Here is a 13,181-nt window from a genome sequence, read left to right as displayed (position 1 = left end):
TCTTTACAGGAGCTTTTTTTCTTATTTTTGCGGTTTCTTTTCGGTGTCGGACGATTCACAAAATGATAATATATGTCATTATAGGGAAAATAGAGGGAGGGGTAAGGACGGATGGAGAAAGTGCTTTCTTCTCACGTCGGCTTGAAAATCAATGAATGGTATTATCATATTCAAAGATTTAACGTACCGGACGCCGACGCATATAAAGAAGAAATCAAATCAATGCTTGATCATATGGAAGAGAATCAGGATTTATTATTGTATTTCTCACTTATGGAGTTCAGACATAAATTAATGCTTGATTACTTGAATCCTTTAGAAAATGGAAAAGAGCGGGCGAACTTTAGGGAACTCGCAATGAAGATCAAAAGGGATCAAGAGAAATTAACAGGATTGCTCGAGTATTACTTCAATTTTTTCTACGGCATGTACGAATTTGAAAACTACGAATACCTCAATGCGATTACCTTCTATAAGCGGGCAGAAAAAAAGCTGTCTCTTGTCAGCGACGATATTGAACGTGCCGAGTTCAATTACAAGATGGCAGAAATCTATTACCACATGAAACAAACCCATATGTCGATGCACCATATCGCACAGGCAATAGAATGTTATCGAGAAAAAGATACATACACAGTAAGAGAAATCCAATGTTCTTTTGTCATTGGATTAAACTATATAGATATGGGCTGCCCCGAAAAAGCAATACCCCATTTTCAACACGCACTAGAAAAAGCCGCCGACAACTCAACAAAACGATTAAAAGGATCAGCACTTTATAATTTAGGGTTGAGTTATTTTCATAACAAAGAATTAGCACAAGCGATTATTCACTTTAATGACTCGATTAGAGCATTTAGAGAGCAGGGATACGAGCATTTAAATAGAATCTTAGATCCGCTCATTATGTTGTCAAAAGCCTACTTCAAAATGAAAGAACAGGATTTAGGTACATACGCTTTAAATAACGGAATAGAACTATCTGAAAAGCTGAAAGATCATGTTCTATTATTGATATTCAAGTTTTTAAGATCCCTATACATTGACAACAATTTTGAGCAGTTGGAAAAAATAATGGAATTGTTAGAAATAAAGTCAATGTATCCTGACCTAGAAGATTTAGCAAAAGATGCTGCAAAATATTATAATGAGATGGGAGATAAAGACAATGCGATGCATTTCTATGAAAAGATTCTTTATTTCCAAACTCAAGTGAAGCGGGGGGACTGTCAGTATGAAATTTAAAACGTTATCAGTAGTATTCGTGATGATTAGTGTCATAAGTGTTGTTAGTTATTTTACGTCAGAAGTGACAGCAAGTCATGATGAAGCTAGGAGAGGTCATACTGCAAGTATTGGTTATACTGCTTAAGTAAAAAGCCCTTTAAGGGCTTTTTACTATAAAACGGAATATATGCTATGAATAAAGAATATTTTTTCCATAGAAAACATACTGAGGAGGAAGTAAAATGACAATGTTAAAATCAACATTATTTCGAAGGATTTTCATTATATTTTTTGCTTTAACCTTTATGATTAGTCTGTTCAATATGGCTGTGTTTCCAGGGACGCCAGCGTCTTATTATGTTGGCCTGATTTGTAAGATGTTGTTTATCGGTTTGTTAAATGGTCTATTTTTCGGAACAATTATCTATTTGATTGTCACCCTTCTCTTTGCTAAATCTTCAAAGGAAAATCAATAAACAAGTGAGCGGCTAAAGACCGTTCTTTTTTATTTTTAAAAATTGGACATGCTATTTTAAGAGAAAATGAGATGACTTAATTTATGATCTAAATCGCAATTCCTGTAAATGTTTTTCCATCATATATTCAATTATTTTTAATAACTTACTGCATTATATTTTAAAGGGTGTTACCGTTGGATGTAAGGAATGATTGGCCAATCTTCCAATAAGAGTTGGAGGGAAATCATGAATTGCAAAATTGAAATAGTAAGCAATATGAAGATGGTGTATATGAGGAATATAGGACCGTATGGAAGCAAAATGAATATAGAAATGATGAAGCATTTTAAAAAATGGATCAATAAACATCAATTAAATGATGAATTAAAGAAACATGGCATATACGGGGTTCCTCAAGATGATCCTGCAAGGACTTTACCTGAAAAATGCAGATATGACCTCATGATCATGACAAATAGAGATTTCTCTAATGATCAAATGGTTCAGACTGGTCATTTTGAAGGGGGAAAGTATGCTGTTTTTACAATGAGGCATACAACTGAAAAAGTGAATTTGTTTTGGAGTCAATTACCTGACTATATTCAGAACAATCAATTGAACATGCGTCAGGCACCTACTATAGAGCGATATAGAGAAGAGGAAGGCGAAGATAAGGTGTGTGAATTCTTACTGCCTATCTTTTAAACACTTTATCGAAATTCAATGGGAAAGCAGACCTTTATGGTCTGTTTTTCTGCATATCAGATTTACATTCTTAAATCATCTTGCTTCAAATGCTATACTATGGCTAAACCATTCATGAAGGGGCATGATAGGAGGAGCATTGTGTGATATTCATCATAGGCATTGTCATTGCTTTTATGATTGCTATTTTAGGTTTTACTGTTTTCGTAGAAGTAGGAAATGGACTGGGAACGGCTCTCAGCATCATCGGAGGACTGGTCATTTTATTCATAGCCGGTAGATTACAAAGACGAAAAGAACAGAATGATCCCAACATATTATTAGATAAGATGATGATGTTTTTTCACGAAGATGGATTTCAGGCATCTACATATATCTTTTCAGAGCAGGTTGATAAGGGATTTGCGATTGATGATGAGCTAGAGAAATTGCGCTATATTGAACATCAACCTGGCGGCTCATCTAGAAAATATAGATTTGCAGTCACTGAGCTTTCCTTGAAAGATTTGAAACAAGTTGAGATGTTAGAAGATGGTGTGCCAATTGAATATTCAGCTGAGAGTGATGATAAAGAAGAGGTCTCGACGCTTGAATTAAGATTAACTATGAATGATCAAGAATCATCAACGATCACGATCAACTTCTTGCAATTTGATGGACCTGTTCGTAAAAGCAATGCTCAATACTTAACTGAACGGGAAAATTTGCATGAGATTTATCATGATATTGATGCAATGATGAAATCTGCTAATCACCGCTCATAGAGAAGAAATCACAGTTTGATGTGGTTTCTTTTTTTTATGTGTACCCAAGAAAAGCTGGTCCGGTCATTGTAGTTGAATGTTTTTCTCAAAAATGAATAAAGATAGACTAGACGCGAAAGCGAACATGGAGATAGAAAGAACTCTCATGTGATGAGGAGGAAAAATAAATGAAAAAGCTATGCAGGGAAGTTTGGATCGAAGTCAACCTTGACGCGATTAAAAGAAATATCGGGGCCATTCAAGCGCATATTCCGAGGAAAAGTAAGATCATGGCTGTCGTGAAGGCGAATGCTTATGGACACGGTTCAGTGGAGGTAGCGCGGCAGGCACTGGAGAGCGGTGCGACGGAGCTCGCAGTTGCTAGCTTGGAAGAAGGCATTGTATTGAGGAGAGCAAAAATTGAAGCACCGATTCTGGTCCTTGGATTTACGCCGCTTGACTGTGTGAAAAGGGCTGCAGCCTGGAGAATTGACCTTTCAGGCCTTCGTGAAGACTGGATTGTTCAAGCAAATGAGATCTTAGCGGAAGAAGAAAGTCAGCGCCGGCTTGGGATTCATGTCAATGTCGACACAGGTATGGGGCGATTAGGTGTACGAACGAAGGAAGAGCTGTTAAGAGTGGTGGAAGCCCTTGAAAAGAGTGAAAACCTTAGATGGGATGGGATTTTTACGCATTTTTCCACTGCAGATGAGCCTGACCCTGATTTTACGCAGCTGCAGCACAGCATTTTTATTGATTTTCTTCGTTTTTTGAAAAAACAAGGAATTAAGCTGCCGACCGTACATATGAACAATACAGCGGCTGCCATCGCGTTTCCTGAATTTAGCGCCGATATGATTCGACTAGGCATCGGGCTATATGGGCTGTATCCTTCGCAATACATTGAAAGCTTAGACGCTGTTCAGCTAGAGCCCGCTCTCAGTTTAAAAGCAAGGATTGCGTTCGTGAAGGAAATGGTGACAGAGCCAAGGACCGTCAGCTATGGTGCAACGTATGTAGCAAAACCTGATGAAATCATTGCCACCATACCGATCGGTTACGCAGATGGGTACTCACGTGCTTTATCAAATCGGGGATTTATGCTTTTCCGCGGAAAACGAATGCCGATTGCTGGCCGAGTCACAATGGATATGACGATGATCAGTTTAGGAGAAATGAAAGCAAAGCAAGGCGAGGAAGTGGTCATTTATGGCCGTCAAAAGGACGGAGAAATTTCTGTCGATGAAATCGCCGAAATGCTCAATACGATCAACTACGAAGTCATCGCCACCTTAAGCCGCCGCGTTCCTAGGTTTTATCGTCGAGGCGGAAAGATTATTAAAATATCGACGCCGGTGATGTATGTGTGAGGGGAAATAGAGGGAAATGCTTATTATGATAAAAATTAAATTTTATTACAAATATGTCGATAAAAGGAGGGAAATTCAAGATATGGGGGAAAGAAACGATGAAAAAAGGATTATTGTTAGTGCTTTTGACCATTTTTATGATGGTTACAATTCATCCGTTAAAAGCTCATGCAGCAGAGACAAATGGCTGGACGAAGCGAGCGGACTTACCAGAAGAGAGACTTCATTCTAGTTCCGCAGTAGTAGATGGAAAGATTTTTGTTTTTGGGGGAAGTAGTGAAAAATCACATAGTAATAAAAATACCTACATGTATGATCCTCACAAAAATGAGTGGATCTCAAAAGCTGATATGCCAAGAGAAAGAACAGATAGCGCGGCAGTGGCGATAGGTAAAAAAGTATATGTCATTGGAGGAGCATATCAAGATAGCACAAAAACGATTGATATTTATGATACAGAATCCGATACATGGTCGGAAAAACCAATCCTAATACCAACTTTTGCTGTGACAAATGGAGATATTATTGCGACTGGAGAAAACGGAAAAATTTATATTCTTGCAACGAGTAAAAGTCCTCATCAAGAACATAATTTTTACAGTTATGATACAAAAACGGATAAATGGCAACAATTAAAAATGTTTCCTCAGAGTTTTACTGGGATGTCTATGTCAGAAGTCATTAACAATAAAATTTATGCTACAGGCGGATATAGAGGAACCCAAAATACCCAAATATATGAATATAACATTGAAACAAATCAGTGGGTACGAACAAAATCAAAGTTGGAGTTTTATCAAGTAGGAGCAGCGTTTACAACATATCAGGGAAAATTATTTATGGTAGGCGGTCAGCATAGCGTTGACAGATCCAGCCCAATATTACCATATACACAGTATTATGATGTGAATTCTAATTCTGTAAAAAAAAGTATAAATGAATTGCCTGAAGCTAGAGTTGGATCAAGTGCTGTAACACTTGATGGGATGATATATATCATAGGTGGAAGGAATTTCAAAGAATATTATAATTTTAAATACGTTAAAAGCAACTTCAAATCAGTAATCTCTATCTCATTAAAAGACTTGCAAATTGCTGAAGGTGAAACAAAGCCAGACGATGGTTCAGCAGAAGAACCGAAAGATCAGGACGGAACAAAGCCTGATGACGGAACAACAGAAGAACCGAAAGATCAGGACGGAACAAAGCCTGATGACGGAACAACAGAAGAACCGAAAGATCAGGACGGGACAAAGCCAGGTGATGGTACAACCGAAGAGCCAAAAGATCAGGATGGGACAAAGCCAGGTGATGGCACAACAGAAGAACCAAAAGATCAAGATGGAACAAAACCAGATGATGGAACAAGCGAAGAACCGAAAGATCAAGACGGAACAAAACCTGGTGAAGAAGCAACAAAAGGTATACTTTCAATTACCATGATAAACGGACTGCAAAAGGATTATTTGCTATCAACGAAAGAAATCAACGATTTTCTTAACTGGTATAAAGAAAGAAGCTTTGGAATTGGTATGAACTTCTATGAAATCAATGATGAACACAATAAAGGTCCTTTCGCAAGTAAGAAGGATTATGTGGTCTACCAAAATATCCTAATGTTTGATATTAAGCAATACTGATATTTTTAAAATGGTAATGCTGCTGATTTTAAATCAGCAGCATTTTTTATAGAATTGTTAAAGTTAGGATCAACGTCTTGAAAAAAAGCGATATTTTTTAAAAAATCTGCTAAACATCCTATAAACACGTCCGATAATAGAATTGTCAGGGTTGATAAGCCCTAGAATTACGGACTTTTTTCAGACAAGGACGTCTGTCAGGTCCTAAATACATGGAGGTAATAGGAAATGAGAATTAACCACAATATCGCAGCACTTAACACATTGAACCGTTTGTCTGCAAACAACGGTGCGAGCCAAAAGAACATGGAGAAACTTTCTTCTGGTCTTAAAATCAACCGTGCAGGAGATGACGCAGCAGGTCTAGCAATCTCTGAAAAAATGCGTGGACAAATCCGCGGATTAGAAATGGCTTCTAAAAACGCACAAGACGGTATCTCTCTTATCCAAACAGCTGAAGGTGCATTGACTGAGACTCACTCAATCCTTCAACGTGTTCGTGAACTAGTCGTTCAAGCTGGAAACACAGGTACACAGCAAGGTGAAGACTTAACTGCAATTAAAGATGAGATCACAGCGCTTGTTGATGAGGTCGATGGTATTTCTAATCGTACTGAGTTTAACGGAAAAAAATTATTAAATGGTACTTTTAAAGCATCTACACCAGCTGATCCTGATACTGACCCATCTTTAGTTTTCCAAATTGGTGCAAATGCTACACAACAAATTAAAGTAAACATCCAAGATATGGGTGCTGATGCTTTGGGCGTTTCTGACGGTGCTGGTGGAATTACAACTGGTCAATCCGTTAAAGATATCGATGTAACTAAATTTGAAACAATTGCAGCTAAAGATGCAGGTGGATTCGATGAGCAATTAAAAGTTGTTGATGAAGCAATTAAACAAGTTTCTGCACAACGTTCTAAACTAGGTGCGGTCCAAAACCGTCTAGAGCACACAATCAACAACCTTGGTGCTTCTGGTGAAAACTTAACAGCTGCTGAGTCTCGTATCCGTGACGTTGACATGGCGAAAGAAATGAGTGAGTTCACAAAGAACAACATTCTTTCTCAAGCGTCTCAAGCAATGCTTGCACAAGCGAACCAACAGCCACAAAACGTACTTCAATTACTACGTTAATGAAAGGCCCCTTTATGGGGTTTTTTTTATGCAATTAAATAGTACCTCTATTGAATAATTAGTTCTTCTTATGTTCAACCAATCATTCTCCTATTAAAATAGAAAAATTCGTGTATGTCTCACAATATCCACATCATTTCATCTTATTTACAGAAGCTACTTCCAATTTTTATAAATCTAAATGACTCCTTCTAATCGGAGAATAAAGACTCTTAATTTTTCCACTCCCTAGCGAAATGACCATACATCATAAGTCTTATTTCTTATTTATTCCTTTTTTGTTAAACATATTCCAAATCAGTTCGATAAATGGATTGTAAGCCTTACGAAAAATTTCTAATTTAGAACTTTTGGACAAGGATGTCTATTAGGTTCAAAACACATGGAGGTAATAAGAAATGAGAATTAACCACAATATCGCAGCACTTAACACATTGAATCGTCTTTCTACTAACAACGGTTCAAGCCAAAAGAACATGGAGAAACTTTCTTCTGGTCTTCGCATCAATCGTGCAGGGGATGATGCAGCAGGTCTTGCGATCTCTGAAAAAATGAGAAGTCAAATCCGTGGTTTAGAAATGGCTACTAAAAACTCTCAAGATGGTATCTCTCTTATTCAAACAGCTGAAGGTGCACTGACTGAATCTCATGCGATACTTCAACGTATTCGTGAGCTTGTTGTTCAAGCAGGGAACACAGGTACACAACAGGAAGAGGATTTAGCATCAATTCAAGATGAAATCTCAAACTTGCAAGATGAGATTACAAGCATTTCTACTCGTACAGAGTTTAACGGGAAGAAATTATTAGACGGGACTTATTCGTCTAAGGGTGCTGAAGAAGGTGGTGAGGCACAAAGCCTTGTATTCCAAATCGGTGCAAACGCAACACAACAAATTACACTTAACATTGAAAACATGGGTGCTTCAGTTTTAGGAACAGATGGGACTGCTGAAGGTGAAGATGGAGCTGGTTCTGTTGCTGGAATCGATGTGACAAAATTCATTAGTGCAAGTGATGAAGATGGCGAGGAATCTGCTGGATTTGATGCACAACTTGGTATTATTGAAACAGCCATTAAGCAAGTGTCTGCTCAGCGATCTAAGCTTGGTGCGGTCCAAAACCGTTTAGAGCACACAATCAACAACCTTAGCGCTTCTGCTGAAAATTTAACAGCTGCTGAGTCTCGTATTCGTGACGTTGACATGGCGAAAGAAATGAGTGAGTTCACAAAGAACAACATTCTTTCTCAAGCTTCTCAAGCGATGCTAGCACAAGCAAACCAACAGCCACAAAACGTACTTCAATTATTACGTTAATGAAAAAGCCCCATTGAGGGCTTTTTTTATGTCAATCTGATGGCAGCAATTGCTGCAAACGAAAGTCAGGAACAGCTTCATGGAAAAAAGCTTGATTTAATTCATCGTTCTCTTTGTCCCATTGACACCACCAACGAGCAGTTTCACCAGAGGAATCAGCTTGAATCATGTCTTGCAGCTGCTCTAGGTTGATGATATCCCTCGGTTCTATTAAGAAAGAATGCATACGGTGATACGCCTCAAGACGTTCAGCCTGTTTTATTTGAACAGCATATTGTACGTAGCGATTTAAATATTCTTGTACAAATGTCAAATGGGGTATAGGCTTTCCTCCCTTTAACTCGACTCCTTCCCATGCCATATCAGCAATCGCACAAAGCCACCAGCCAGGCTCATTGGCGTGCTGCATTTGTTGTAAGGTGTTCCTTTCAAAAGACAACCGTCCCTTTCCTTGTGCTTGTTTGAGCATACGCTCGAGTGTTTGCGCCTCGAGCGCTGCTTTTGTCATTCCCTGCCCATAATCGGATCTAATGTACACAAGGCATCGCCCATTACCAATAAACCACTTGGCCATTCATGCATTTGTTCATAGTGATTTCTCACACAAGCAGAAAGTCTAAACCCTTTGGCTTTGTATAAGGAGTTAAATGGGTGATGGCTTCTGCTATAGCGCGCAGCGGTTTCTGAATCAAATTTGATCAGCATCCGTTGTTGGATAATGTGAGCCGCCCGCTGCTGAGAGAAGAACAGCTGCTAAATCATGATCTACCCGTTCAAACAATCCTGTCGGAATTTGTTTATGTGGCTGTCCAACTACGACCATTGATTGCAGGTTTGGCGCCTCAGGTGTTATCTGGTAGTATCTTGTGCTGTAGCCAAGAGAGACGCTTAACTCATCTGTCTGTGGCAAGGTCAGTCCTGCATCTTTCAGCCATTTTGGCAATTTAGACATTCTTCCAGACGTATCGATCACTAAGTCTGCTTTCATTTGATGAATGATTCCTGGCTTTACACGCCGGTCTTTCAAAATGAGTCCTATGACTTGATTTGTTCCTTCCTCAAACTGTAGCGAGACCGCCTCATGTTTTTCTAAAAAATGAACACGTTCCTCACTTAACATTCTTTGCATCAGCACCCATTCTAGCATGGCACGTCTTGTGACAGCTGTTTCTTCTGTATCGGTGAGCGCTAATTCACCATCTTTTGTGATAAATCGAGATGTTTGATGCCATGTATTAAACCCGCCCATTGCCAGTAACTCTTTTGTATAACCAGGAAATAGACGCTCAAATATTCGCTTGCCAAGTAGCAGCATTCTATGTGGATGAAAGGCTGTTACAAGTGAAGCCTGTTCCGATGAAGAACCTTTCATGTGGTCCATACTTTCAAGTAATGTATGTATATTGGAGGAAATCCCTTGCAATAGAGTTTAGCGAAATTGTGGAACGATTGACGATCGTAAGTAAAGAAATGAAAGAATTCATGCAGCATGTGATGTCAACGTAAAAAACGAATCCAAGAGGGATTCGTTTTTTTGATGCGCTATTTTCTCTTGTTCTGATCAAAGCGATAATCATACGTGTCGCCCTTCACCACATTTAAAAACTCATGTCCAATTTGAACAAGCTGTCCGTTTTTCCATTTGATGAGAGGGTCTTTGTCAGGGTATTTCCAGTAAATCGTCTTCTTACGGTGGGTCAGTTTGTTTTCAATTTCTGCTCTAACTGCGTTTTCCTTTAGCTTTCCTCCGCTATGCTGATAGGTGTTGATGATGTACATTCCGTCAGGTGATGACATCGAGCGGATGAATGTTCCGTGAGACACGCCTTGAAGAGAGAAGCATTTCCAATAAATAATGCCAGCGAAGCTAAGGAGTAAGATGATAAGGATGAGGGTGGTTTTCTTTTTTAACATGAAAAATTCCTCCAGATGTAGATCACAATATTTCTAATTTATGAGAGAGAATACAAAAAGATTCATATAGTCCAAAAGTTCTATTCGTTTCAATTATCGGTCATTTTTCCTCAAAATTCAACAGAAAGCCGTAAATGTAAGGAAAATTTAAGGAAGAATTCAAGTGGTGTATTTGATTCGAAACCTCTTTACAAAAGAATAAGGGATCAGTAGACTTATGCTCATATAGAGAAATGGGGCAGATGACATGAGACAAATCATCGATACGTATCAAAGTTATGAAGAGCTTTCCGCTCATGAAAGAATAGGAATTGATTATCGAATTCTTCACGAGCGGAAAGGTGACCAGCTTCTGGTTTTGTCGCCTCATGCCGGAGGAATTGAATCCGGCGTGAGTGAGCTCATTCATGAAATATCTAGTGATTATTCTATGTATTTATTTGAAGGCCTTAAAGTAAAAGGCAATCATGTTCTTCATATTACAAGTACACGTTTTGATGAGCCGGTTTGCCTTTCACAGGTGCATACCCATCATTATACGTTTGCACTCCATGGTTACGGAGAAACAGAGGTGCTTCAAACGTTAGTGGGAGGTACGGACAGAGAAAGAGCGGCAGAAACTGTGAAACGTTTAACGCTAAATGGCTTTCACGCATTGCTTCTATCTGAATCTGATCGTTTTTCTGGAACACATCCTGATAATATTAATAACCAATGTCTGACGGGAAAAAGTGTACAACTTGAAATTAGTCAGGCGCAAAGAAGAGCATTTTTTCAAGACTTTAGGCGTCGCTACCGGCGTGATACACAAACTGAACAATTTTATCGGTACACAAATGTACTCAAACAAGTATTAGCCCTTTATGAATAAACTATTATCGTTTTATGTGATGATTTACGTTTGATAAACAGCTTCTTTTTCTGCGACCTTTTCTGCTTTCATTAAATAAGACGTAAACTCCTGTTGAAAGCGAATGCCTGCTTTTCGCTGTTCGAATAAGGCAAGCCGCTTTTCAGCAAAAGCTCTAGTGACGTGAAACGTTTGAGCAATATGCAAAATGGCTTGCTGCCGAAGGGTTGGAAGCTTCATTTGCAGCAGCATAAAGGTTGGAACACAAAAGTGATACATGAATTGTTTTGCCTGAAACTCCTGCAGTTCTCGAAAAAGTTTGTTCATTTTGAAATGATTGCCTGTATGCTTTAGCACATGACAAAGCTCGTGGGCAAAATCCTGCCATTGTTCTTCAGGTGATAGGGATCTGTTTAATATAATACTGTAAAGACCTTGATGTTGGATCATCATGCTGCCAGTCTCCTCGTAGTGGACCCATACATGAAATTCAGAAGCGATCCTTTGCATCTCTCTATAAGCAGGACCGCTTATTTGTAATTGAGCATATAACCGCTTAATATCTTCTTCTAAATGGGTTAAAAAACCAGTCATTTAAAAAACCTCCATACAAACGTATGTTCTATTTTTGGCGTAAAAGAAAAGTCCATATAGGACTAAATAGCTAATTGAGCTATTACTTACTTTTTATATCGGCTTATTTTTAACAATTTTAACATAAATTCAAGGAAAAATGGAAGTAATTCCTGTTTTTTTCTGTATTTTTGCACTTTCCACTACTAAAAAGAGTGATTGAATTCAAATTTTACCATAGTCTTCTCATGAAAACAAACAAGTATTGTCTTACGAACGCCACCGATTGATGAGAAAGATCAATTCAATCTAGCAAAAGGGAGTGCAGAACATGGTACAAATTTATCAAGATTTTATTCCAGTTGGAAACGGAAACCGCCCAGGATATGCGATGACACCGGAGTATGTGACGGTGCATAACACAGCAAACACGTCAAAGGGAGCGGATGCGAAAAGTCATGCGGCCTATGTAAAACGCCCAGCGACAGAGGTGAGCTGGCATTTTACAGTGGATGATCATGAAATCTTTCAGCATCTGCCGTTAAATGAAAATGGCTGGCATGCAGGGGATGGACATGGGAATGGTAACCGGAAGTCGATCGGAATTGAAATTTGTGAGAATGAAGATGGAAATTTTCAGCAAGCGGTCAAACATGCACAATGGCTTATTCAAAAGCTATTAAAAGAACATCACATTCCGCTAGCAAACGTGGTCACACATCAGTACTGGTCTGGAAAAGCATGTCCACGCCAGCTTCTTTCTACATGGGATGAATTTAAAAAAGGGATTGAAACGGCAGAAGATCCGGAGCCGGTCATCACGTATGTCGTTAAAAGCGGAGATACGTTAACGAGTATTGCGAAAGCTCATGGGGTCACAGTTCAAGATTTACAGAAGTGGAATGACATTAGTGATCCGAATAAGATTCAAATTGGACAGGTTCTCAAAATTTATCGTAACGATGCAAAGAGCACGTATGAGCTGCCAGATGGGGTTTTAAAGGTGACGTCTCCATTGACAAAGGGAGAGCACGTACGCCTCGTCCAACAGGCGCTTGCTGCTGTTTATTTTTATCCTGATAAAGCAGCTGCAAATAAAGGAATAGACGGAGTTTACGGAGAAAAAACGGCGAACGCCGTAGCGCGTTTTCAGCTGGTAAATGGTCTGACAAGTGATGGAGTATACGGACCTAAAACGAAGGAAAAACTTCTGAAGCTGTTAAGTAAGTGAGTGTTTCTGTT

The 13,181-nt window shown here is 38.9% G+C and carries 14 protein-coding genes; 10 read left to right on the top strand and 4 right to left on the bottom strand.

Annotation, left to right across the window (positions count from 1 at the left end; genetic code table 11):
- Positions 1–111: 111 nt before the first annotated feature.
- From C6347_RS07895 to hag (C6347_RS07855), 8 genes are all read left to right on the top strand, one after another.
- Positions 112–1,245 (top strand): Rap family tetratricopeptide repeat protein, encoded by a 1,134-nt coding sequence (locus tag C6347_RS07895; RefSeq protein WP_106036712.1) that lies wholly within the window; start codon positions 112–114, stop codon positions 1,243–1,245.
- Between the two features lie 224 nt (positions 1,246–1,469).
- A complete protein-coding gene (locus C6347_RS07885) occupies positions 1,470–1,703 on the top strand; it encodes a hypothetical protein (RefSeq protein ID WP_106071557.1) in 234 nt (77 codons plus the stop codon).
- A gap of 228 nt (positions 1,704–1,931) precedes the next feature.
- Positions 1,932–2,390 (top strand): AraC family transcriptional regulator, encoded by a 459-nt coding sequence (locus C6347_RS07880; protein ID WP_106071556.1) that lies wholly within the window; start codon positions 1,932–1,934, stop codon positions 2,388–2,390.
- A 143-nt stretch (positions 2,391–2,533) separates the two neighbouring features.
- Complete coding sequence (locus C6347_RS07875; protein WP_106071555.1) at positions 2,534–3,154, top strand: hypothetical protein; 621 nt, start codon at positions 2,534–2,536, stop codon at positions 3,152–3,154.
- A 167-nt stretch (positions 3,155–3,321) separates the two neighbouring features.
- Positions 3,322–4,503: an alanine racemase gene (gene alr / locus C6347_RS07870; RefSeq protein ID WP_106071554.1), complete on the top strand. Its 1,182-nt coding sequence runs from the start codon at positions 3,322–3,324 to the stop codon at positions 4,501–4,503.
- Between the two features lie 98 nt (positions 4,504–4,601).
- Positions 4,602–6,143 (top strand): Kelch repeat-containing protein, encoded by a 1,542-nt coding sequence (locus tag C6347_RS07865; protein WP_106071553.1) that lies wholly within the window; start codon positions 4,602–4,604, stop codon positions 6,141–6,143.
- A 228-nt stretch (positions 6,144–6,371) separates the two neighbouring features.
- Positions 6,372–7,283, top strand: a complete 912-nt coding sequence (gene hag / locus C6347_RS07860) for a flagellin Hag (protein ID WP_106071552.1) — start codon at positions 6,372–6,374, stop codon at positions 7,281–7,283.
- Positions 7,284–7,681: 398 nt separating this feature from the next.
- Complete coding sequence (gene hag / locus C6347_RS07855) at positions 7,682–8,602, top strand: flagellin Hag (protein ID WP_099727518.1); 921 nt, start codon at positions 7,682–7,684, stop codon at positions 8,600–8,602.
- A gap of 31 nt (positions 8,603–8,633) precedes the next feature.
- On the opposite strand, the gene C6347_RS19415 is transcribed toward hag (C6347_RS07855), so the two are convergent.
- The 3 genes from C6347_RS19415 to C6347_RS07845 form a co-directional block, all read right to left on the bottom strand.
- Positions 8,634–9,140, bottom strand: a complete 507-nt coding sequence (locus C6347_RS19415; RefSeq protein ID WP_258182059.1) for a hypothetical protein — start codon at positions 9,138–9,140, stop codon at positions 8,634–8,636.
- Between the two features lie 150 nt (positions 9,141–9,290).
- Complete coding sequence (locus tag C6347_RS19410; protein ID WP_258182058.1) at positions 9,291–9,974, bottom strand: NAD(P)/FAD-dependent oxidoreductase; 684 nt, start codon at positions 9,972–9,974, stop codon at positions 9,291–9,293.
- A 170-nt stretch (positions 9,975–10,144) separates the two neighbouring features.
- Positions 10,145–10,516, bottom strand: coding sequence for a DUF5412 domain-containing protein (locus C6347_RS07845; protein WP_034663103.1), 372 nt, complete (start codon positions 10,514–10,516; stop codon positions 10,145–10,147).
- A gap of 247 nt (positions 10,517–10,763) precedes the next feature.
- On the opposite strand from C6347_RS07845, the gene C6347_RS07840 reads away from it, so the two are divergent.
- Positions 10,764–11,387: a poly-gamma-glutamate hydrolase family protein gene (locus C6347_RS07840; protein ID WP_034663100.1), complete on the top strand. Its 624-nt coding sequence runs from the start codon at positions 10,764–10,766 to the stop codon at positions 11,385–11,387.
- Positions 11,388–11,411: 24 nt separating this feature from the next.
- Here C6347_RS07840 and C6347_RS07835 read toward each other — a convergent pair whose 3' ends face one another.
- Positions 11,412–11,960, bottom strand: coding sequence for an ImmA/IrrE family metallo-endopeptidase (locus C6347_RS07835; protein WP_060596065.1), 549 nt, complete (start codon positions 11,958–11,960; stop codon positions 11,412–11,414).
- Positions 11,961–12,270: 310 nt separating this feature from the next.
- Here C6347_RS07835 and C6347_RS07830 point away from each other — a divergent pair, with 310 nt between their 5' ends.
- Positions 12,271–13,170 (top strand): N-acetylmuramoyl-L-alanine amidase, encoded by a 900-nt coding sequence (locus tag C6347_RS07830; RefSeq protein ID WP_060596066.1) that lies wholly within the window; start codon positions 12,271–12,273, stop codon positions 13,168–13,170.
- Positions 13,171–13,181 lie beyond the last annotated feature (11 nt).

Source organism: Bacillus sp. NMTD17 (assembly GCF_002998735.1).
GTDB lineage: Bacteria > Bacillota > Bacilli > Bacillales > Bacillaceae > Bacillus.
This window is presented reverse-complemented; position numbering and strand designations above follow the sequence as displayed.